Source organism: Mycobacterium sp. 29Ha, assembly GCF_032883055.1.
Classification (GTDB): Bacteria; Actinomycetota; Actinomycetes; order Mycobacteriales; family Mycobacteriaceae; genus Mycobacterium; species Mycobacterium gallinarum.
Window position 1 is genome coordinate 94072 of the sequence record NZ_JAMQTI010000024.1, and the last position, 19483, is coordinate 113554.

A 19483-nucleotide genomic window follows, 5' to 3' on the forward strand; every position below is an offset into this window, starting at 1 on the left:
CGAGGTCGGCGGAAGGGATTGCACAGCGTGGCTAAGCGGGTGTGGAGGTCGGGCGTTCGGTTCGACTGTGCCGAGTGCGGCAAGCTGTGGCGCGACGACGACGACCACGCAGAGAAGCGCCCCGGCGACTGCCCGAATTGCAACGGCGATCTACGGCTCGTCGGCCTCGGCGAGCGGATCGTGGAGTTCGCCAAGTGGTACCGGTGCGCGGGGTGCGACGGCCTGTTCATGCGTCGTCGCGGGGAGATCGTGGAGACCAAGCCGCGCTCTGGGTTCGCGGAGTTCGCGTAGACAGCATCAGCGCGGGACGCCCAAACGCCCCGACACGCATGAGAATCCGAATCAGTTTCGTGCGGTGGGCATCGGCCCCCGTTTCACCGTATTTCGCCACGTCGTAAGCGCCAATAATCCCGTACACGTCGGTATAGCTAGGTTAGTTAGCTTGCCCCGCAACGGTTTTCGGTCATAGCTGCTATGCACGCAAGTGGCTTAACGTGGGGGCATGACAGCCACTAGCCCGCCCGCGACCGCCACCCATCCGCGCACCCACTCGGTGGAGTTCTGGCGCGCCCGGTTGGGTGCGATGGCCTCGCGCGGCGAGACCGACGGCCCCCGCGTCGATGAGGCTCGCGCCGCGCTGTCGTGGCTGCGGCGACGTGCATCACTGATGAAAACCCTGGACATCTCCGAGGAGCGAGCCGAGTCGCTGATGGACGTCATCGCCGAGGACCCCGATACCGAGGCGGTGGCCCGGTGACCGAGGTGCTGTCTCACGTCATCGGACGGCGCGGCACCTACGCCGCCCTGTCGGCTGCGCGCCCGAAACCGCCCCGCCGGTATTCGCAGGCCGAGTTGCGCGAGCGGCGGCGCACGGGGTTGACCGTCGGCCAGTACGGCGGCGACTGGTCGCTGTCCCGCGAGATCGCGGATGTGGTTGGCCCATTGGCCGAGCGCATCGCCGCCGACGCCCGGCCCGCCCGGTTCCTGCGCTCCACGGTGACGGTGCCGTGGCTGGTCGAGATGGTCCACGAACTAGTCGGCGACATCACCGGGTGGGTGGCCGAGCGCGAGGCGCGGGCCAAGACCAAGCACCTGGCCAACGAGCCGGGCAAGCGCCGCTACGCCATGACGACTCTGGTGGACCTCGCACCGCGCCCGGCACTGCCCGAGGTGACCGGTAAGGCGCTGGCCGACGGGTCGTGGGTGGCGACCTTGGTGGCGATGGCCGAGACGGTCGATGCCGAGTTCTCCGCACTGCTGGCGCACTCGCACCCGCCGAACGCCGCCGCGCTGCGCGGCCAGCCGTCTCGCTCGGACCTGTTGGCGCGGTTACTGGCTCGCACCATCGACCAGGCCGCGACCGCACTGGAACGCCGACTGAACCGCGACGACCAGGGCGAGCGAAACCAGGACCACCAGACCCCCGACGACCGCGCCCGCGCCGAACTGGCCGCAATGGGCATCGACGCATAGGAGACCGCCGTGACCACCGCGCTACCCGACTTTCCGATGACCACCCACCCCGACATGCTGCCGGTGCGGTTCGAGGCACCGCCGGTCAATCCCGCGCCCGGCGGTCTGTACTCATCGGTGTTCTGGATCGAGGTGGGCACCGACGAGGCCAGCCGACACCTGACCGGCGTGGAGGTTCGCGGCCCGAACTTCCCTGGCGATCAGGTGGGCGTCTGGGATGCGCCGTGGTGCGGCGTCCCCACCCTGGACGGCGACCGCAAGCAGGGCGAGCGCGGCGACATCCTCGCCCCGTTCGACCCGCTGGTGGTGTGGGCGTTCGACTCCTGCGACCTCACCGAGCAGTCGCGCCGCGAGGTGGAGGAGCGTGCCGCGCAGGCGTTGCGGCTGCGGGAGTCGGTCGTGGTGGCCCGGCAGTTCGCCGCCCGGCTGCTGGTCGATGCCGCCGACCTGGACGCCACCCCCGAGGTGGCCGACCTGGTGGACGCGCTGGCGCACATCGAGGCCGAGTTCGCCGAGGCCAATGTGGTCGGCTACGTCCACGCCTCGCCCGCGTGGCTGCCGGTGTTCGTTGCGGCGCAACTGATCACACGGTCGGGTGCTCGGTGGACGACGCCGGGCGGGCACGCGCTGGTGTTCGACGGCGGTTATCGCGCCGGGCTGGGCGAGACCATCGTGGCCACCAGCGCGCCCCTGTTCGGGTGGCGCGACGTGCCGCAGGTGCGCACGGCAGCAGACGAGCGCCACAACGTCTACGTGGCCGTGGCCGAGCGGTCGGTCCTGGTCGGTTACGAGGCCGTGGTGGCAGCGGTGGAGGTCGCGCCGTGACCGCCGTGAGCACCGACGCGCCGGACACCTACACCGGCCCGGTCTGCCAGTCGTGCGGCGGGCCGTGCTGGCGGTGGAAGGGGAGCGTTTGGGAGTACACCTGCGCCGACTGCATTGGCCGACACCTGGACGCGGCGGCAGACCGCGCCGCTGCCCGCGACCAGAGGGAACGCCAGAAGAACGCGCGCAAATTGTTGCAACGCAACGAAACAGAGCCATCGGTCACTATCGACCGACGCCGGGACGGTGGTGGACCGGATGTGTTCCGCACCGCCGCCCCGGCGTCGGTCCCCGCGTGACGACCACCGCCAACATCCCCAGAGAGGACACCACCATGACGACCGAGCCGACCATCACCCTGGCCGACCTCACCGCCGTGGCCGAACAGGTCGCACGCGCGACCCTTGCCGCTGCGGCCCGCCCCAGAGTCCCCGCCGCTGCGGCCCGGCCCAGCGTCACCACGGCCGCCGCCCGGCCCAGCGCACCGACGCCGCCGAGGCCAGCGCCCGCACCCAAGCGCCCGCCGACCGTCGCCGACCTGACCGCCCGCCAGCGCCAGCACCTCGAAATCTGCGTGCATGAGGCTGGCCACGCCGTCGCGGGCATCGTGCTCGGCGCGCAACTCCGCACCGCTGTGGTGTCCGACAGCCGCGTGTCGGGCGTGGAGGGCGTGACCAGCTTCTCCGACCGCCCATATGGGCGCGACGAGGAGATCGCCTACGCGGGGCCGTGGGCACAGGCGCGGTGGCGTGCCGGTGGTCGCCGCCCAACACAGCGGGAGATGTTCGCGCTGTTCGACGGCGGCGGGCGCAGTGACTGCGGCGTGCTGACCGCCGCTGGCGGCACCCACCTCGGGCACGCCGTCCAGCCCGTCATCGAGCGCGCCTGGCCCGCCGTGATGCGCGTGGCCAAACAGCTTCACCGCACCGGGGAGGTCACCCAGACCGACGTGTGCGAGGCGCTGGGCATCACCGACGGTGGTGGGCCGGGCAGTTCCCAACTGGCCGGGCTGCGGGCCGGTATGCGCCCCGTTCCGCCGCTCACCTGACGACCGACCACAACCACGCGGGGCCACCTCACCCAACGACATCGAGGAGACACCGTGACAACGACAACGACGAACCAGCCGGACCGCTGCCTGCAATTCCTGGACGACTACTGCCCCCAGTGCAACCCGGCCGGGCACCGCGCCGACAGCCGGGTGCGCCGCGCCACCCTGACCGAGCCGACCGACGTGACCGCTGGCGGCGGGGCGTGGGCGGTGTGCCGGTACGAGTGCGGCGGATGCGGGCACCAGTGGCTGCGAGACGACCTGTTCACCGTCGAGTCCGCCGGGCTGTCGGCAGCCTGATCGCGGACCCGCTACGGCGCACGCCGTGACCCATCTGAGTGTCCCAACGGTGTCCCAAGACGTGCCCGAACAGCGTGGACGCGGTGGACAGCGTGAACACGCGAACCGCCGCTGAACTGGGCGTATTGGACACCGCCGCATGCGGTTTCACACATTCCGATCCCTTTACACACCAGCGGTCGGCGGTTCGATACCGTCCGCGCCCACCCTTGCCTCTTGACCCGGACGCCGGCCGTGCTGGGATCAAGACATGACGCAACAAGAACCCCTGACCATGTCGCTCGAAGAGGCGATGCGCACACAGCGGGCCATCCGTCGGATCAAACCGGACCCGGTCGATGACGCGTTGCTCCTGCACATCCTCGAGCTGGCCATGAAGGCGCCGACGGGCTCCAACGCGCAGAACTGGGAGTTCATCGTCGTCAAGGACCGTGCGGTGGTTGCGAAACTCGGCCGCCTGAACCGTACGGCCATCAGTTTCGGCGGCGAGATGTACAAGCGCATGCTCGGCAACCGGATGGACGAGAAGATGCTGCGCAACGAGAAGGCCGTGCGGTGGCAGGCTGACCACTTCGACGAGATCCCCGTGGTGATCGTGGCATGTCTCAAAGGTGTCGTCCCGCCCTGGCCGCCGGTCGCGGTGACAAGTGCCTACGGTTCCATCTATCCCGCCGTGCAGAACCTCCTGCTGGCGGCCCGTGCCGCAGGTCTGGGCGCGGCGCTGATCACCATTCCGCTGTGGAGCAAGTTCTTGGCCCGCCGCGTCCTCGGTCTGCCGTGGAACGTCACCCCGTGCGCGGTGATCCCGATGGGCTGGCCGATCGGCAAGTACGGCCCCACCACGCGTCGTCCTGTCGGAGAACTGGTTTCGCTCGACCGGTATGGGAATCGCGCCTTTATGTAAGGCTGGCCGCGTGGACCTGGAGCTGAATCGCGAGGACCTTCACGACACCCGCATCGTCAACGGCGACCCGCCGTCGCCGGCCGACGGCGAGGCGTTGCTTCGCATCGAGTCGTTCGGCCTGACCGCGAACAACATCACGTACGCCGTGTTCGGCGACGCAATGAACTACTGGGGCTTCTTCCCGGCGTCGGACCCGGAGTGGGGGAGGCTCAACGTCTGGGGTTACGCCCACGTCGAGGAGTCCCGCAATTCCGGCCTGCCGCAGGGCATGCGCGTCTACGGCTACCTGCCGTGCGCCAGCCACCTGGTGGTCATGCCCTCCCGCATCAACGAGAAGGGCTTCTTCGACGCGGCACCGCATCGGGCGGGTCTGCCGTCGGCCTATCAGGGTTACCGCGACATCGAGACCGATCCCGTCTACTCGGCCGACCGCGAGGCCGAACACATCCTCTTCTTCCCGCTGTTCTTCACGTCGTTCCTCATCGACGATTTCCTAGCCGACGAGGACTTCTTCGGCGCCGACACGATCGTCATCTCCAGCGCGTCTTCGAAGACGGCGCTGATTGCGGCTTACCTACTCGCCAAGCGTGACCGCATCAAGGTTGTGGGACTGACGTCGCGGGGCAACAGCGAGTTCGTCGAGGGACTGAACATCTACGACTCGGTGTGTCTGTACGACGCGGTGTCCGATCTTCCCGGCGAGCGCGCGGTCTACGTCGACATCTCCGGCGACGGTAAGGTGCGCGCCCAAGTGCACGCCCACTACGGGGATCGGCTGGCCCACAGCTCGACGGTCGGTGCCACCCACTGGACCGAGATAGCATCGGGGGCAGGCGAACTCGCCGGCCCAAGCCCGGTGTTCTTCTTCGCGCCGGACAGGATCGCCAAGCGCGGCAACGACTGGGGGACCGCCGAGCTCGACCGCAAGGTCGCCGAGTCGTGGGCGCCGTTCGCGCAGTGGGCCGCCGGCTGGCTCCGGATCGAGCGGATTTCGACCGAGGACGAGATCCAGCGGGCCTACCTCGAACTGCTCGACGGGAAGGTCGACCCGGCGACGGGGATCATCGTCACGCTCAGGTAGGCGGCGCGAAGAACTCCAACGCGATGCCGTCGGGATCCCGGAAGCTGAGCCCTGACCCGTAGCTCTCGTCGACGATGCCGCTGTGCTCGACACCCAGGGCGTCGAGCCGCTGCACCCACTGTTCCAGCGCGGCGCGGTCCGCACATCCGAAGCCGACGTGGTCCAGCCCGGCGCGGAATTCGGTGAATCGTTCGTCGGGCGCTTGCTGATCGTGCTGATGGATGCCGAACAAGGTGCCGTTGTCGAACGCCCACACCAGATGGTGGAAACCCGCATCGGTGTGCTCGTCAAGGACGGGTTCGGCCTCGAGCAAGGCCCGGTACCACGGTCCGCTGACATTGAGGTCACGCACCGTCAGCGCGACATGGTTAAGGGCCGGGAACGTCATCGTGGACTCCTCGCAGTTGTGTCTGCTGTGATCATGGACCCCCGGCCAGCCGATTGTGCGCGAACCACCCTGTGAGACGCTGCCGGAGTGTTTGCGCCACATGGCCGCGGCCGCGCCGCAGGGATGGCGGTGGGGTGGCTGGCCGACCTGCTGTTCGGTGACCCCCGCCGGGGTCATCCGGTGGCGTTGTTCGGCCGCGGCGCATCGGCTTTCGAGCGGCTGAGCTACGCCGACACCCGCGCCGCCGGTGCCGTCCACACCGCCGCTCTGCTCGGGGCCCTCGGCGCGGCCGGCGTACTGATCGAGCGGGCGGCAGGGCGCGTGGGAGCGCCAGCGGCCATGGCCGCGGCGACTTTCGTGGCGCTGGGCGGGACGTCACTCACGCGGGCCGGCAATCAAATGGCGGCCCACCTGACCGCAGGCGACGTCGACGCCGCCCGCGCGCTGCTGCCGTCGCTGTGCGGACGCGATCCGTCGGTCCTCGACGCCGACGGCCTCGCCCGCGCGGCACTGGAATCGGTCGCGGAGAACACCTCCGACGCGCAGGTGGCCCCGATCCTGTGGGGCGCGGTCGGCGGGGTTCCCGCCATTCTGGTCTACCGCGGCGCCAACACGCTGGACGCGATGATCGGTCACCGCACATCGCGCTACAGCCGATTCGGTTGGGCCGCAGCCCGTTTCGACGATGCCGCCAACTTCGCCGCCGCCCGCGCCACCGCGGTCATGGTCATGGTGTGCGCACCGGTGGTCAGCGGGTCACCGCGCGGAGCGTGGCAGGCGTGGCGCCGCGACGCGGCACGTCATCCCAGCCCCAACGCCGGTGTCGTCGAAGCCGCCTTCGCCGGCGCGCTGGGCGTGCGGCTGGGCGGGCCGACCCAGTACGCCCACCAGCTCGAGATCCGGCCGACACTCGGCGAGGGGCCGCCACCGGGGATCGCCGACCTCAGCCGCGCCGTTCGCTTGTCGCGTGCAGTTCAGATCGCGACCGCACTCCTCGCCGTGCTTCTCAGCGGCGTCGGCCGTAGCGGTCGGCGAGCTTCACCTCCGTCGTGACCGGTTTCTCCGGCGTGGCGTCCGCGGCCTCCTTGGCCGCCTTGTCCCGCCGACGCTGCAGGATCTCGGCGCGCACGAAGTAGCCGAGGCCGATCGGCGCGATGATCCCGAACGCAATCCATTGGATGCCGTACGACAGGAACGGCCCGGCGTCGAGGTTGGGCAACCCCAGCACGCCCAGACCGCCGGGCTGGTCCTCGACCAGCTGCAGGTACGACCCCGCCAGCGGCACGCCGGTGAGCGTGGAGATCTGCCCCACGTTGATCGAATACACCTGCATTGCACCGTCCTCGCGGAACGGCTCCTTGTCTCGCACCAGCCCTTCGGAGTCCCGCAACCGGGCGGTGACGGTCACCGTCCCCGTCGGCGGTGCGGGAATCGGCGGGACCTTCGACCCGCCCTCCGGGCGCACGTAACCGCGGTTGACGAGCACGGTCGGGCCGCCGTCGACCGCGAAGGGCACCAGCACCTCGAACGCGGGCTCACCCTCGACCGACCGCAGCCGCGCGAGTACCTGGGCGTCGGGCAGATACTCTCCGGTCGCTGTGACCCGGCGCCACTGGTCGTCGGGCGCCGACGAATCCTGTTGCGGCAAAAGCGTTGTCACCGGCACCGGGTCGGCGGTCACCGAGTGCGAGATCTGGTTGTTCTCCCGCGACGTCTTGGTGTTCTTGCCGAGCTGCCACGGTGCCAGCACGGTGAAACACAGGTACGCGAACGCGACCACCACAACCGCCAGCGCCAGCCAGGACGGCTTGAGCAAGAAGGCCCAGCGCTTCATCAGCTCGCGATTCCACGCGCGGACAGCTGCTCGTCGACCCACTGATGCAGGCCGGGCAGGGACGCGTCGATCACGGAGAAGACGTCCTCGAAGTCGTCGTGACCGCCGTAATAGGGATCCTCGACGTCCAGCGCATGCGCCCCCGACCTCGGATCGAACGAGCGCAGCATCCTGACTCTGTCAGCATCGACGCCCATATCCGTCAGTATCCGCAGATGGTTGCGGCCCAGCGCGATGACGAGGTCGGCGGACAGATGGTCGTCGTCGATCTGCGCAGCGCGGTGCGTGGAGGGGTAACCGTGGGCGCGAAGCACGTGGCTGGCCCGCCGGTCCGCGGGCTCGCCCGCGTGCCAGCCGCCGGTACCTGCACTCGTCACCCGCACCGCGCCCGCCAGACCACGCTCGCTGAGCTGGTGGGCGAACATCTTCTCCGCCATCGGCGAGCGACAGATGTTGCCCGAGCAGATGAAGGTGACGTGCAGCGGCACGTCGGTTGATTCAGACACCGAGCACCGTCCGCAGCTCGTCCACGGTCGCGACCCGTGCGTGGGGAACGACGGCGTCCGGGTCCTCGAAGTCGGAGCGACCGTATCCCCAGGCGACCACCACGGTGTCGATGCCGTGCTCGGCGGCGCCCTCGACGTCGTGAGACCGGTCGCCGACCATCAGCACGCGGTCGGGCAGCGGCTCGAGCTGGGCCAACGCACGCTTGACGACCTCGGACTTGGTGGCGCGCAAGCCGTCGACGCTGGCGCCCGCGATGACCTCGAAATGCCCGTCGAGCCCGAAGTGGGCGAGGATCCGGACCGCCGTCGGCTCGGCCTTGGACGTCGCCACCGCCAGCCGCACCCCTGCGGCCCGCAGGTCGGCGAGCAGTGCAGGGATCCCGTCGAACGGGCGGTTCATCGCCCAACCGCGGTCCAGATAGTCCTCCCGATACGCCGCGATCGCGGCGTCGGCCACCTCGCCGAGGCCCATATCGCGCAGCGTGTGATGCATCGGCGGGCCGACGATCATGGTGGCCAGGTCGCCATCGGGGACGACGGCGCCCACGGCGTCGAGCGCATGGCGGAAGCTCGCCACGATGCCCTGAGCCGAATCGGTCAGGGTGCCGTCGAGGTCGAAGATCACCAATTGCGGGGACGCCGTCACAAACTCATTGTCCCCGACGGCCCACTAGTGTCGTGATGTGGCAAGCCAATCCCGCCCGGGAGCGCGCTATCACGGCGACCGGGCCGCAGGTCCGGGCATGCTGGACTTCGCCGTCAACGTTCGCGCCGACGCGCCGCCGTCGTGGCTGGTCGATCGACTCACGGCGCGGATGGCCGACCTGGGCAGGTACCCCAGCGCCGCCGACGAGCAGCGTGCCCGCGCTGCCGTCGCCGCCCGACACGGCCGCGATACGGCCGAGGTCGCCCTGCTGGCCGGGGGCGCCGAAGGGTTCGCGCTGTTGCCCGCACTTCAGCCACAGTCCGCGGCGCTGATCGTGCCGTCGTTCACCGAGCCCGAGGCTGTCCTCGCCGCGGCCGGTGTGCCATTCCAGCACGTCGTGCTCGCGCCGCCCTACGAGCTGGCCGATGCGGCCGTGCCCGAGGACGCGGACCTCGTCATCGTCGGAAATCCGACCAACCCGACGTCGGTGCTGCACTCGCGCGAGCAGATCACCGCGCTGCGCAGGCCGGGCCGCATCGTGGTCGTCGACGAGGCGTTCGCGGACTCGGTGCCCGGTGAGGCGGAGTCATTGGCGGCCGTACCGCTCCCGGATGTGGTGGTGCTGCGCAGCCTCACCAAGACGTGGGCGCTGGCCGGCCTGCGGGTGGGCTATGCGCTGGGAGCCGCCGACCTGCTCGATCGGATGACCGCGCGACGCCCGCACTGGCCGCTGGGCACGCTGCAGCTCGAAGCGATCGCCGCGTGCAGCGCACCGCACGCGGTGGCCGAGGCCGAACGCGGCGCCCAACGCCTGCGCCGCCTGCGCGCGGAGATGGTCGACGGGCTGACTAGCATCGGCGTAGATGTCGTCGACGGATCTGCTCCCTTTGTCCTCTTTGCCGTCGAGGACGCCGAACTGATGCGAAAACACCTCGACGGCAAGGGCATTGCGGTGCGCCGGTGCGACACCTTCGTCGGACTGGACGGCCAGTTCCTGCGTGCGGCGGTGCGGCCCGAGTGGCCGGTGCTGGTCGAGGCGATGGCCGAGGTGATCCGGTGAGTGCCCGGAGCCGCTCGGCCGGCGACATCAGACCACGGCTGTCCGACATCATCGACGTTCTCGAGACGGCCTACCCGCCGAACCTGGCCCAGGACTGGGATTCGGTGGGTTTGGTCTGCGGTGACCCGTCGGAGACCGTCGAGACGGTCACGGTCGCGGTGGACGCCACCGCCGCCGTCGTCGCCGAGGTGCCCGACCGGGGACTGCTGCTCGCGCATCATCCGCTGCTGTTGCGCGGGGTCGACACCGTCGCCGCCGACACGGCCAAAGGTGCGCTGCTGCACCAGATGATCCGCACCGGCCGGGCCCTGTTCACCGCGCACACCAACGCCGACGCGGCATCGCCAGGAGTATCGGACGCGCTGGCCGCCGCACTGGGCCTGACCGTCGAAGAAGTCTTGGCGCCCATCCCGTCCGGCACGGGTCTGGACAAGTGGGTGGTCTTCGTACCCACCGAAAACCCCGAAAACGCCGACGCGGTAAGGGAAGCGATGTTCGCCGTGGGCGCCGGACACATCGGCGACTACTCGCACTGCAGCTGGACCGCGACGGGTATCGGCCAATTCCTGCCGCACGACGGTGCAACACCGACGATCGGCGCTGTCGGGACCGTTGAGCGGGTGCCCGAGGAGCGGGTGGAGATGATCGCACCGTCGCGGATGCGTGGCCGCGTGCTGGCGGCGATGCGCACGGCGCACCCCTACGAGGAGCCCGCGTTCGACGTCTTCGAGCTGGCGCCCCTGCCGGGCGACGTCGGGTTGGGCCGGGTGGGCTCGCTGGCGCGCCCGGAGCCGTTGTCGGCCTTCGTGTCACGGGTGCACGACGCGCTGCCGGGCACATCGTGGGGGATTCGCGCCTCCGGCGATCCCGAGGCGACGGTGTCGCGGGTGGCGGTCTGCGGCGGTGCAGGCGATTCCCTGCTCGACACCGTCGCGGGCGCAGAAGTGCAGGCCTTTGTGACCGCAGACCTTCGGCACCACCCCGCCGACGAGCACCGGCGGGCGTCTGACGTGGCGCTCGTCGACGTCGCGCACTGGGCGAGCGAATACCCCTGGTGCACACAGGCCGCAGACCTGTTGCGAGACCATTTCGGCGAAGCGTTACCCGTGCGGGTGTCAGCGGTTCGTACTGACCCTTGGAACGTGGAGAGAACGAGGCATGAAAGCTGAAGTAATTCAACAACGTTCGCTGCTCGAGCTGGCCGAGCTGGATGCCGAACGAGGCCGCATCGAACATCGTGCGGGCCACCTCGCCGAGTCGCAACGGCTCGAAACCATTCAGGCGACGCACCGCGAGGCCAACGACCGGCTGGCCGTACTGCAGATCGCGCTCGACGACCTCAACGAGCAGGTGAACAAGTTCGAGGCCGAGATCGACTCGGTCCGCCAGCGTGAGGATCGCGACCGCAAGCTGCTGGACTCGGGGGCTACAGATGCCAAGCAGCTCACCGAGTTACAGCACGAACTGGAGACACTCGAGCGCAGGCAGGCGTCGCTGGAGGACTCGCTGCTGGAGATCATGGAGCGCCGCGAGGAGCTGCAGGGCGAGCAGGCTGCCGAGCTGACGAAGATCGACGAGCTGCAGAAGGACCTCGGAGAGGCGCAGCGGGCGTGCGACGAGGCGCGCAGCGAACTCGACCGCCTACGCGACCAATCACTTTTGCGGCGCGACGAACTCGTCGCCGGCCTGGACCCCGACCTGGTGGCGCTGTACGAGCGTCAGCGCACCCGCGGCGGCGCGGGAGCTGGGCTGCTTCAGGGCGGCCGGTGCGGTGCATGCCGCATCGAGATCGACCGCGGCGAACTGGCCAGGATCTCCGCCGCCGCCGAGGACGAAGTGCTGCGGTGCCCCGAGTGTGGAGCGATTCTGTTGCGGGTCAAGGGGACCGGCGCGTGAAGGTTGTCGTCGAAGCCGACGGGGGATCGCGCGGCAACCCCGGCCCGGCTGGATACGGCGCGGTCGTGTGGACCGCGGATCACAACACGGTGCTCGCCGAGCGCAAACAGGCGATCGGCCGTGCCACCAACAACGCCGCCGAGTACAGCGGGTTGATCGCCGGCTTGGAGGAGGCCGCGAACCTGGGCGCCGACGAGGTCGACGTGAACTTGGACTCCAAGCTGGTCGTGGAGCAGATGTCGGGGCGCTGGAAGGTCAAGCATCCGGACTTGGCGCCGCTATATCAGCAGGCCACCGAGCTGTCGACGCGATTCGACCGCGTCACCTACACCTGGGTTCCGCGGGCGAAGAACAGCCATGCCGACCGCCTGGCGAACGAGGCGATGGATGCGGCAGCCGAGCTGGAAACGTCCACGGCGGAACCGAAAACGGAACAGCACACCAACCCCGCCGGCTGGACCGGTGCGCGGGGTGCGCCCACCCGGTTGCTGCTGCTGCGACACGGGCAGACCGAACTGTCGGTGGAACGCCGGTATTCGGGCCGCGGCAACCCAGCGCTGACGGACCTCGGCCGCCGCCAGGCCGACGCGGCCGCGCAGTTCCTGGGCAACCGGGGCGGCATCTCGGCCGTGATCACCTCGCCGCTGCAGCGTGCGCACGACACCGCCGATGCAGCGGCCAAAGCGCTGGGCCTCGACGTCACCGTCGACGCCGACCTGATCGAGACGGACTTCGGCGGCTGGGAGGGGCTGACGTTCGGCGAAGCGGCCGAACGTGATCCGGCGTTGCACAAGCGCTGGCTGCGCGACACCAGTGTGGCGCCGCCCGACGGGGAGAGCTTCGACGCCGCGGCTGAGCGCGTCGGCAGGGCGCGGGCGCGCATCATCTCCGAGCATCCGGGTGAGACGGTACTGGTGGTGTCGCACGTGACGCCCATCAAGACGCTGCTGCGGATGGCCCTGGATGCGGGCCCGAGCGTCCTCTATCGCATGCACCTGGACCTGGCGTCGCTGTCGATCGCCGAGTTCTACCCCGACGGTGCGGCCTCGGTACGGCTGGTCAACCAAACGGCCTACCTGGGGTAGGGGACGGCCGGTTCGACGTGCTGGCCGACCCGAACACCCATCAGGCGATCGACGGCACCGGCTGGGTGCGGGAGTCGCTCGACGGCAAGCGGCTGACCGACGTCGGCCAGGTCTTTCGGATGGCGATGTATCACTCGAACTACGGGGGAATGCACTACGAGATCGCCAACCGCGTCGAGGTCTTCGAGCCGCCTCACGCGATCGCATGGCTGCCGGGCCAAGGCACCGACGACGGCAACCTCGACTTCGGCGGCTGGATCTGGCGCTACGACCTCAAGCCGGTCACCCACGACCGGACGGAGGTCACGCTGACGTATGGCTGGTCGGCCGTGCCGCCGCGCGTTCGCGAAGAGATCGGGTTCCCGCCATTCGACCGGCAGCACCTCGACAACTCCCTCAAGCACCTCGCCGAGCTGGCACACGATCGGCTGTAGATCGGCGGTCGCGTCAGATCTCAGCCGTGCAGGTGCAGCCGTTCACCGTGCACACCAAAGATGATGATCGCCTCCGCCGGACCGCCGTCCACCCCGAACCAGTGCGGTGTCCAGGTCGAGAACTCAACGGCTTCACCGGGTTTGACGATGAAGTCGCGCTCTCCGAGAATCAGCCGAATCTGGCCCGACAGCACGTACATCCACTCCTGGCCTTCATGGACAGGTAGCTCGGGAGGTGGCCTCCGGCGTCGGGCACTGACCCGGATCTTGTACGCGTGGAGTCCGCCTGCCGCGACCTGACGGGTCAGCGGCCAGTAGGTGATGCCGTGGCTGGTGTGCGAGTTCGCCCGGACCCGTGGATCTTCGGCCTCGGGGGCGCGGAGTAGTTCGTCGGTGCTCACCGAGAGTGCCGCGGCGAGGCGGGGGAGATGGTCGAGGGCCAGCCGTCGCTTACCGGATTCGAGACGACTCAGTGTCGACACGTCGATGCTCGATCGGGTGGCGACCTCTTCGAGGGTGAGGCCGCGCTGCATCCGCAGATCTCGCAGACGCTTGCGCACCCGCAGATCGACACTTTCTTCGTCATTTGCCTGCATGGCAAGAAAGCTTGGCACTTTTGCCCTAGCGCCTGCAAGGTGGGGTCATGGACAACATCTGGGACTGCATCATCGTCGGAGGCGGTGCGGCCGGCCTGAGTGCCGGCTTGGTGCTCGGACGGGCACGGCGCCGCACTCTGCTGGTCGATGCCGGAGCGCAGAGCAATCTGCCTGCTCACGGCATCGGCGGCCTGCTCGGACACGACGGACGGAGTCCGGCCGAGTTATACGAGACCGGGCGACGTGAGCTATCGGTATATCCGGGTGTCGAGGTGCGCACCGGCGAGGTGGTCGCGGGTGAACCGTCGGACGGCGACTTCGTGCTCCAACTGGCCGACGGCACCCGCGAGCGCGCGCGACGCGTACTGCTGGCCACCGGCATGGAGTACCGCCCGCCGGAGTTGCCCGGCCTCGCGCAGCTGTGGGGCGGATCGGCGTTCCACTGCCCGTTCTGCCACGGCTGGGAGATGCGGGACCAACCTCTGGGCGTCCTGGCCCGAGGTCCGCGTGCGGTCCATTCGGCGCTGCTGCTGCGCGGTTGGAGCGACGACATCGTCGTGCTGACCGACGGGCCCGACGGTCTGGAGGACGACGACCGCATCCGGCTGGCCGACGCGAACATCACCATCGACGACCGACGCGTGGCCGAACTGGACTCCGAGAACGGCGAATTGAGCGCCGTCGTATTCACCGACGGAACTCGACTGGCGCGCCGGGGTTTACTCGTCGCCACCACGCTGCACCAGCGCTCGACGCTGGCCGATGAGCTGGGCGTCGAGTCCGCCGATCCGACACCGGTCGCGCAGAACCCGATCGCCGTGGACGGCTTCTACCGGACGACGGCACCCGGGGTGTTCGCCGCAGGCGATCTGAGCGTGCCGATGCCACAGGTGGCGGCCGCGATCGCGAGCGGCTCGCACGCAGCTGCGGCGATAGTGCAGAGTTTGATGGCCGACGAATACGGTCTGGCCGTTCCTGAAGGGAGACGACGTGTCAACGCCTGACGCCAAGGAGCATTGGGAGCAGCATTACGGCGAACGCGACCGAGTGTGGAGCGGACGGGTCAACCTGCGCCTCGCCGAGGTGGTGACCGGGCTGGAGGTCGGTCGAGCACTCGACCTCGGCTGCGGCGAGGGAGCGGACTCGGTGTGGCTGGCAGAGCATGGCTGGGATGTGGTCGCCGTGGATATCTCGGATACCGCGCTGCAGCGAGCGCGGTCAGCAGCCGAGACTCGCGGCGTGCTGGACCGGATCGACTTTCAGCAACACGACCTGTCACAGACATTTCCGGACGGCGAGTTCGACCTGGTGAGTGCCCACTTCCTGCACTCCACCCTGCCGCTGGATCGCACCCGCATCTTCCTGCGGGCAGCCGAAGCCCTGAAACCGGGCGGCACGCTGCTGATCGTGGACCACAGCGCACCTCCGCCGGGTGACTCGAAGCTCGATCGCCACCGCCACATTTTCCTGAGTCCCGAGGAGGTCGTCGCCTCGCTGAATCTCTCAGATGCGGAGTGGGAGCCCGCGCAGACGAAAGTGGTCGAGCGAGAGGTGAACTGGCCCGACAGGGAGCCCTTTATCTGGCATGACAACGTGATCGTGCTGCGCCGTCGGCGAGCGGGCTAGACGCCCGATTTCCGCGCACGCGTGTACGCGTGCCGTCCGAACTGATCAGCGTGTAACGCGGCATCTCTCACGCCGCGTCGTGGAACACCAGGCCGAGCGCGAACCGCTGGCCCGATCGGACCGTCGAGACGCCGTGCCGGACCGGCGCCGCCGACCACCCGCGCGCCGAGCGGACCGGTCGCTCCCGGGTGGTGAACACGAACCCGTGACCGCGCGGCAGCAGTGTGGAGGTGCCGCGCGACTGGGCCCGGGGGCGCTGCTCGACGAGCAGGAATTCGCCGCCGGTGTGGTCGACGCCCGGCTCGCTTAGGTTGATCACCACCTGTAGTGGAAAGATCAACTCGCCGTACAGGTCTCGATGCAGCGCGTTCCAGTCTCCAGCGCCGTACTTGAGCAGTATCGCCGTCGACTTCGTCTGGCCTGCCGCGTGGCACATGTCGAGCCAGTCGTCGAGGGTGTCCGGCCACGGGGATGGGCGGCCGAGCTTGTCCCACCAGTCTCGCGCGATCGGCAACAGCCGGGGGTACAGCGCTTGCTTGAGTGCTTCGATCGGGGCGGGATAGGGCCGGTCGAAGTATCGGTACTCACCCTCGCCGAACCGGTATCTGTGCATGTCGATGGTCGAGCGGAACATGTGGTCGTCGGAGTAGTGCCGCTTGATCGCCTCGGCCTCGGCATCGGTGAGCAGCCGGGGTAGCAGTGCCCCGCCGAAGTCGTTGAGCTCAGCGGTGATTGCGTCCCAATCACCCGAGTCGACCCGCTTCCGATGCATCAGAACAGTCTCGCCGCCTTGACGCCGGCGGCCTCCTCGAGTTCGAGCAGAAACTGCTTGCGCTTCAGCCCGCCCGCGTAGCCCGTGAGTTGACCGTTGCTTCCGACCACCCGGTGGCAGGGGATGACGATGCACAGCGGATTACGGCCGACGGCCTGGCCCACTTCCTGCGCTGTCGTGCCAACGGCCAGCGCTGCGGCCAGTTCTCCATAGGTGACGGTGCCGCCGAAGGGGATGTCGGACACCAAGTCCCAGACCCGCTGCTGACGCTGGTCGCCCTGTGGGCGGACGGGCAGGTCCAAAGCGGCGAGGTCGCCGGAGAGGTAGGCCGTCAGTTGGACCTCCGCCTCGGTAAGCAGGACATCGGAGTGCGCGTCGACCCGCGCTCCGAAGGCGGATGAGTCGGGGCGACGCCAGTGATGCCGGAAGTAGACGCCGGTGAGGGCGTCGCTGTCGGCGACCAGGGTGAGCTCGCCCAGCTTGCTGTCGATGACGCAGTGTCGGGTGTTCATGTCTTGTAGACGCCGGTGGTCGGCGAGACGTGAGATCGATGCATGCCAATCCGGCGGGATATCAGGAATGGCCTAGTGTGCGCTGAGATCGACGATTCGCCCGCTTTCAGGCGATTTTGCGATCTGGCTGCACACTAGGCGGCCGCCACGGCGTGAGGCGTGGAGTCCATGCGGGCACATTGCGCCGGTATTCCTCGTACTGCTCGCCGTAGGTGCGCACCAGCGTCGGTTCCTCGTACCAGTGCACGAATGACGCCGTCGCGATCCACCCGATCACCGCGTAGACCACCAACCACAGGCTGTCGAAGAGCAGCGCCTGGCCCAGGATCGCGGTCAACAGGCCGACGTACATCGGGTTCCGGACGAAGCGGTTGAACCCTCCGACGACAAGCCGTTCGGTCGGCGCGACGGGCATCGGCGTCCCGCCTGCCTTGGTGAACTGGACGAAAGCGTGAATGGGCGGAATCAGGCCCGCGACGACGAAGACCGCCCCCAGGACCAGACGTAACGGCGGGCTGGACTCGGGGATCTCCCATCGGGTGATCAGCCACGGGCCCAGCCCGACGAACGTGCCGGGCGCGACGACGAAGAATGCCGCCGAACCCAGTGCTGCGGTAGTGGTTCGCACCTAGACAGTATTGGCGGGCGGCGGTGCCAATTGGGTCAATCGGACGCTGTTGCCGGACGGATCACGAAATCCGGAGTCGATGCCGTACGGCATCTGATGCGGTGGTGCGGTGAATTCGACGCCGCGAGCGGTCATCTCGTCGTAGTCGGCCTGGATGTCTTCGGTAGTCAGGAACACGGTGCCGGCGAAGCCCTTGGCGGTGAGTTCCTGCACCTGCTTGCGCGTGACCTCATCCATCACAGGTTCGCCGGGGACCGCCATCAACACGATCGACACGTCGTCCTGGCCAGGCGGACCGACGGTCAACCACCGAAACGTGTTGTCCATATCGGGCAGCGAAACATCTTGGCGCACTTCCATTCCGACGTTCTCGGTCCAAAATTTCAGTGCGACGTCCTGGTCGTGTACCCACAGGTGGGCGCTTGCAACTTTGATCATGCGAACGACGCTACGTTCGGTCGCCGTCGCCCGTCTTCTCCCCGTGTGCTGTCTTACGCACGCGGCTGTCGGCGGGCGGCCGGGTGTCGCGCGCGAGGATGCAACTGGGCACTCGCGCGTAGATTGCTGCCGGCGGCATGCTGGCCCGATACGCCGCGGGGGGCATGCCGTACACCCGCGAGAAGCTGGTGGTGAACGACCCGACGCTTTGCAGTCCCACCATCACGCAGATGTCGGCCACGGAGCGGTCGGTGTGGCGCAGCAATGACGCCGCGCGCTCCAAACGCCTGGTCTGCAGATATGCCCGGGGAGATTCCCCGAACGTCCGGGTGAACATCCGGCTGAAATGGGCCCGCGACAGTCCCGCCGCGGCGGCGAGGTCGTCGACGGTGATGGGATCCGAATAGCGTGCGTCGACCAGATCCTTGGCCCGCAGGAGATAACGGGCCGGGGGAACTTGGGACATGAGCTAAGTTTATTGCGCGGATGAGTTGGCCGGGCGGCCGCGGATCGTCGCAAGATGATTCGAGGAAAGTCCGGACTTCGCAGAGCAGGGTGATTGCTAACAGCAATCCGAGGTGACTCGCGGGACAGTGCCACAGAAAACAGACCGCCGCCCTGGAGGCGGTAAGGGTGAAACGGTGCGGTAAGAGCGCACCAGCATTCCGGGTGACCGGAGTGGCTAGGCAAACCCCACCCGAAGCAAGGCCAAGAAGGCCGCACCTGGTGCGGCCGCGCAGGCGTCCGAGGGCTGCTCGCCCGAGCCTGCGGGTAGGCCGCTTGAGGCACCCGGCAACGGTGTGTCCAGATGGATGGTCGCCGCCTCACCGCCGTGATCACTCGCGGTGGTGCGGAACAGAATCCGGCTTACAGGCCAACTCATCCGCCCTATGTCTTGCATATTCAGCCACTCGGGGTCGCCGCCGTCCGCAGCGGATCCGAGCACCGAGTCAATCGAGCGAAAGAGACCTACGGGCCGGGCTGCCATCCCATGTCGGAGGCACACACCAGACCCAGACCGTCAGGAGATTGAGCAACGCCGTCACTCTCATCGACGCATGGAGAGCCGACCTCACGAACACCGACCAGAGGCATGGATTGAACCCACTGGCCCGCGCCGTCGAACGCGACACAGGCGAGCGGCTCGCCGCTAGGGCCGCGTCCATAGATGTATCGGCTTGCGCTGTCACAAGGTGCGCCGAGCACTGCGTCGTCGTTGACGCCGGGCACATCGTCGGCGGCGGCGATTGGAGCGGCGCCCAGGAAAATGGCTAGCACGGCGGTGTTGATAAGGATTCCACGCATATTGCTCCACCCCTGAAACTGACTTGAAGCTCGACCCCCAAGGCGAAAGCGTAATTGCATCGCATCGACCTGTTGCCTCACGTCAAGATGCGCGCGTGGGGGCATTCGTTGCCTCACGTAAAC

At 68.4% G+C, this 19483-nt stretch carries 28 protein-coding genes and 1 other RNA gene; 18 read left to right on the plus strand and 11 right to left on the minus strand.

The window, feature by feature from the left end; all coding sequences use genetic code 11:
* Window positions 1–27: 27 nt before the first annotated feature.
* The 9 genes from M1248_RS25885 to M1248_RS25925 all read left to right on the plus strand — a co-directional run bounded on the left by M1248_RS25885 (window position 28) and on the right by M1248_RS25925 (window position 5634).
* Window positions 28–291 carry a hypothetical protein gene (locus M1248_RS25885; protein WP_317150136.1) on the plus strand — a complete coding sequence of 88 codons (264 nt, stop codon included), beginning with the start codon at window positions 28–30 and terminating at the stop codon, window positions 289–291.
* A 211-nt stretch (window positions 292–502) separates the two neighbouring features.
* Window positions 503–757 (plus strand): hypothetical protein, encoded by a 255-nt coding sequence (locus tag M1248_RS25890; protein WP_317150137.1) that lies wholly within the window; start codon window positions 503–505, stop codon window positions 755–757.
* Window positions 754–1473 carry a hypothetical protein gene (locus M1248_RS25895; RefSeq protein ID WP_317150138.1) on the plus strand — a complete coding sequence of 240 codons (720 nt, stop codon included), beginning with the start codon at window positions 754–756 and terminating at the stop codon, window positions 1471–1473. The genes M1248_RS25890 and M1248_RS25895 overlap by 4 nt, the downstream gene beginning before the upstream one ends.
* Window positions 1474–1482: 9 nt before the next feature.
* Window positions 1483–2298: a hypothetical protein gene (locus M1248_RS25900; protein WP_317150139.1), complete on the plus strand. Its 816-nt coding sequence runs from the start codon at window positions 1483–1485 to the stop codon at window positions 2296–2298.
* Window positions 2295–2597: a hypothetical protein gene (locus M1248_RS25905; RefSeq protein ID WP_317150140.1), complete on the plus strand. Its 303-nt coding sequence runs from the start codon at window positions 2295–2297 to the stop codon at window positions 2595–2597. Before M1248_RS25900 ends, M1248_RS25905 begins: the two co-directional genes overlap by 4 nt.
* Window positions 2594–3346 (plus strand): hypothetical protein, encoded by a 753-nt coding sequence (locus M1248_RS25910; protein ID WP_317150141.1) that lies wholly within the window; start codon window positions 2594–2596, stop codon window positions 3344–3346. The genes M1248_RS25905 and M1248_RS25910 overlap by 4 nt, the downstream gene beginning before the upstream one ends.
* A gap of 54 nt (window positions 3347–3400) precedes the next feature.
* A complete protein-coding gene (locus tag M1248_RS25915) occupies window positions 3401–3649 on the plus strand; it encodes a hypothetical protein (protein WP_317150142.1) in 249 nt (82 codons plus the stop codon).
* Between the two features lie 250 nt (window positions 3650–3899).
* Window positions 3900–4553, plus strand: coding sequence for a nitroreductase family protein (locus tag M1248_RS25920; RefSeq protein ID WP_317150143.1), 654 nt, complete (start codon window positions 3900–3902; stop codon window positions 4551–4553).
* Window positions 4554–4563: 10 nt separating this feature from the next.
* The gene (locus M1248_RS25925) at window positions 4564–5634 is read left to right on the plus strand and encodes a DUF2855 family protein (RefSeq protein WP_163729396.1); all 1071 of its coding nucleotides are present in this window, start codon (window positions 4564–4566) and stop codon (window positions 5632–5634) included.
* On the opposite strand, the gene M1248_RS25930 is transcribed toward M1248_RS25925, so the two are convergent.
* Complete coding sequence (locus M1248_RS25930; RefSeq protein WP_163729395.1) at window positions 5627–6022, minus strand: VOC family protein; 396 nt, start codon at window positions 6020–6022, stop codon at window positions 5627–5629. The genes M1248_RS25925 and M1248_RS25930 overlap by 8 nt on opposite strands.
* Window positions 6023–6109: 87 nt before the next feature.
* Between M1248_RS25930 and M1248_RS25935 the strand changes: the two genes are divergently transcribed.
* Window positions 6110–7075: a cobalamin biosynthesis protein gene (locus tag M1248_RS25935; protein WP_163729393.1), complete on the plus strand. Its 966-nt coding sequence runs from the start codon at window positions 6110–6112 to the stop codon at window positions 7073–7075.
* On the opposite strand, the gene M1248_RS25940 is transcribed toward M1248_RS25935, so the two are convergent.
* From M1248_RS25940 to M1248_RS25950, 3 genes are read right to left on the minus strand one after another with little or no spacing between them, the layout of a single operon-like run.
* Entirely contained in the window at window positions 7029–7856 is an 828-nt protein-coding gene (locus M1248_RS25940; RefSeq protein WP_317150144.1) for an SURF1 family protein, read from the minus strand. The genes M1248_RS25935 and M1248_RS25940 overlap by 47 nt on opposite strands.
* Complete coding sequence (locus M1248_RS25945; protein WP_317150145.1) at window positions 7856–8362, minus strand: low molecular weight protein-tyrosine-phosphatase; 507 nt, start codon at window positions 8360–8362, stop codon at window positions 7856–7858. Before M1248_RS25945 ends, M1248_RS25940 begins: the two co-directional genes overlap by 1 nt.
* Window positions 8355–9008, minus strand: coding sequence for an HAD-IA family hydrolase (locus M1248_RS25950; protein ID WP_317150146.1), 654 nt, complete (start codon window positions 9006–9008; stop codon window positions 8355–8357). The genes M1248_RS25945 and M1248_RS25950 overlap by 8 nt, the downstream gene beginning before the upstream one ends.
* 97 nt (window positions 9009–9105) lie before the next feature.
* Between M1248_RS25950 and cobC the strand changes: the two genes are divergently transcribed.
* From cobC to M1248_RS25975, 5 genes are read left to right on the plus strand one after another with little or no spacing between them, the layout of a single operon-like run.
* Complete coding sequence (gene cobC / locus M1248_RS25955) at window positions 9106–10068, plus strand: Rv2231c family pyridoxal phosphate-dependent protein CobC (RefSeq protein ID WP_410506731.1); 963 nt, start codon at window positions 9106–9108, stop codon at window positions 10066–10068.
* Between the two features lie 26 nt (window positions 10069–10094).
* Window positions 10095–11237 (plus strand): Nif3-like dinuclear metal center hexameric protein, encoded by a 1143-nt coding sequence (locus M1248_RS25960; RefSeq protein WP_317150162.1) that lies wholly within the window; start codon window positions 10095–10097, stop codon window positions 11235–11237.
* Complete coding sequence (locus M1248_RS25965; protein ID WP_317150148.1) at window positions 11227–11964, plus strand: zinc ribbon domain-containing protein; 738 nt, start codon at window positions 11227–11229, stop codon at window positions 11962–11964. The genes M1248_RS25960 and M1248_RS25965 overlap by 11 nt, the downstream gene beginning before the upstream one ends.
* Complete coding sequence (locus tag M1248_RS25970) at window positions 11961–13049, plus strand: bifunctional RNase H/acid phosphatase (protein WP_317150149.1); 1089 nt, start codon at window positions 11961–11963, stop codon at window positions 13047–13049. Before M1248_RS25965 ends, M1248_RS25970 begins: the two co-directional genes overlap by 4 nt.
* Before the next feature lie 17 nt (window positions 13050–13066).
* The gene (locus tag M1248_RS25975) at window positions 13067–13483 is read left to right on the plus strand and encodes a polyketide cyclase (RefSeq protein WP_317150150.1); all 417 of its coding nucleotides are present in this window, start codon (window positions 13067–13069) and stop codon (window positions 13481–13483) included.
* Between the two features lie 20 nt (window positions 13484–13503).
* Here the strand turns inward: M1248_RS25975 and M1248_RS25980 are convergent, their stop codons facing one another.
* Window positions 13504–14079, minus strand: coding sequence for an XRE family transcriptional regulator (locus tag M1248_RS25980; protein ID WP_317150151.1), 576 nt, complete (start codon window positions 14077–14079; stop codon window positions 13504–13506).
* Between the two features lie 47 nt (window positions 14080–14126).
* Between M1248_RS25980 and M1248_RS25985 the strand changes: the two genes are divergently transcribed.
* Window positions 14127–15083, plus strand: coding sequence for an NAD(P)/FAD-dependent oxidoreductase (locus M1248_RS25985; protein ID WP_174262054.1), 957 nt, complete (start codon window positions 14127–14129; stop codon window positions 15081–15083).
* Window positions 15070–15705 (plus strand): class I SAM-dependent methyltransferase, encoded by a 636-nt coding sequence (locus M1248_RS25990; protein WP_317150152.1) that lies wholly within the window; start codon window positions 15070–15072, stop codon window positions 15703–15705. The genes M1248_RS25985 and M1248_RS25990 overlap by 14 nt, the downstream gene beginning before the upstream one ends.
* Window positions 15706–15772: 67 nt before the next feature.
* Here M1248_RS25990 and M1248_RS25995 read toward each other — a convergent pair whose 3' ends face one another.
* The 5 genes from M1248_RS25995 to M1248_RS26015 form a co-directional block, all read right to left on the minus strand.
* Complete coding sequence (locus M1248_RS25995) at window positions 15773–16477, minus strand: 2OG-Fe(II) oxygenase (RefSeq protein ID WP_317150153.1); 705 nt, start codon at window positions 16475–16477, stop codon at window positions 15773–15775.
* Window positions 16477–16989 (minus strand): methylated-DNA--[protein]-cysteine S-methyltransferase, encoded by a 513-nt coding sequence (locus M1248_RS26000; RefSeq protein ID WP_317150154.1) that lies wholly within the window; start codon window positions 16987–16989, stop codon window positions 16477–16479. The genes M1248_RS25995 and M1248_RS26000 overlap by 1 nt, the downstream gene beginning before the upstream one ends.
* 106 nt (window positions 16990–17095) lie before the next feature.
* Window positions 17096–17617, minus strand: coding sequence for a methyltransferase family protein (locus tag M1248_RS26005; protein WP_163729371.1), 522 nt, complete (start codon window positions 17615–17617; stop codon window positions 17096–17098).
* Entirely contained in the window at window positions 17618–18055 is a 438-nt protein-coding gene (locus M1248_RS26010) for a VOC family protein (RefSeq protein WP_317150155.1), read from the minus strand.
* Between the two features lie 10 nt (window positions 18056–18065).
* Window positions 18066–18521 (minus strand): helix-turn-helix transcriptional regulator, encoded by a 456-nt coding sequence (locus tag M1248_RS26015; RefSeq protein ID WP_163729367.1) that lies wholly within the window; start codon window positions 18519–18521, stop codon window positions 18066–18068.
* Between the two features lie 21 nt (window positions 18522–18542).
* On the opposite strand from M1248_RS26015, the gene rnpB reads away from it, so the two are divergent.
* Window positions 18543–18941, plus strand: an RNA gene (gene rnpB / locus M1248_RS26020) — RNase P RNA component class A.
* 83 nt (window positions 18942–19024) lie between these two features.
* On the opposite strand, the gene M1248_RS26025 is transcribed toward rnpB, so the two are convergent.
* Window positions 19025–19483, minus strand: a 459-nt coding sequence (locus tag M1248_RS26025; RefSeq protein WP_317150156.1) for a hypothetical protein, incomplete at its 5' end; no start/stop codon positions are given.

Excerpts from the sequence above, each read along its gene's own strand:
- M1248_RS26015 (WP_163729367.1), bottom strand. The coding sequence starts at position 18,521 with ATGTCCCAAGTTCCCCCGGCCCGTTATCTCCTGCGGGCCAAGGATCTG.
- M1248_RS25930 (WP_163729395.1), bottom strand. The coding sequence starts at position 6,022 with ATGACGTTCCCGGCCCTTAACCATGTCGCGCTGACGGTGCGTGACCTC.
- M1248_RS25890 (WP_317150137.1), top strand. The coding sequence starts at position 503 with ATGACAGCCACTAGCCCGCCCGCGACCGCCACCCATCCGCGCACCCAC.
- M1248_RS26000 (WP_317150154.1), bottom strand. The coding sequence starts at position 16,989 with ATGAACACCCGACACTGCGTCATCGACAGCAAGCTGGGCGAGCTCACC.
- M1248_RS26010 (WP_317150155.1), bottom strand. The coding sequence starts at position 18,055 with ATGATCAAAGTTGCAAGCGCCCACCTGTGGGTACACGACCAGGACGTC.
- M1248_RS25920 (WP_317150143.1), top strand. The coding sequence starts at position 3,900 with ATGACGCAACAAGAACCCCTGACCATGTCGCTCGAAGAGGCGATGCGC.
- M1248_RS25985 (WP_174262054.1), top strand. The coding sequence starts at position 14,127 with ATGGACAACATCTGGGACTGCATCATCGTCGGAGGCGGTGCGGCCGGC.
- M1248_RS25965 (WP_317150148.1), top strand. The coding sequence starts at position 11,227 with ATGAAAGCTGAAGTAATTCAACAACGTTCGCTGCTCGAGCTGGCCGAG.
- cobC (WP_410506731.1), top strand. The coding sequence starts at position 9,106 with ATGCTGGACTTCGCCGTCAACGTTCGCGCCGACGCGCCGCCGTCGTGG.
- M1248_RS25980 (WP_317150151.1), bottom strand. The coding sequence starts at position 14,079 with ATGCAGGCAAATGACGAAGAAAGTGTCGATCTGCGGGTGCGCAAGCGT.
- M1248_RS25995 (WP_317150153.1), bottom strand. The coding sequence starts at position 16,477 with ATGCATCGGAAGCGGGTCGACTCGGGTGATTGGGACGCAATCACCGCT.
- M1248_RS25940 (WP_317150144.1), bottom strand. The coding sequence starts at position 7,856 with ATGAAGCGCTGGGCCTTCTTGCTCAAGCCGTCCTGGCTGGCGCTGGCG.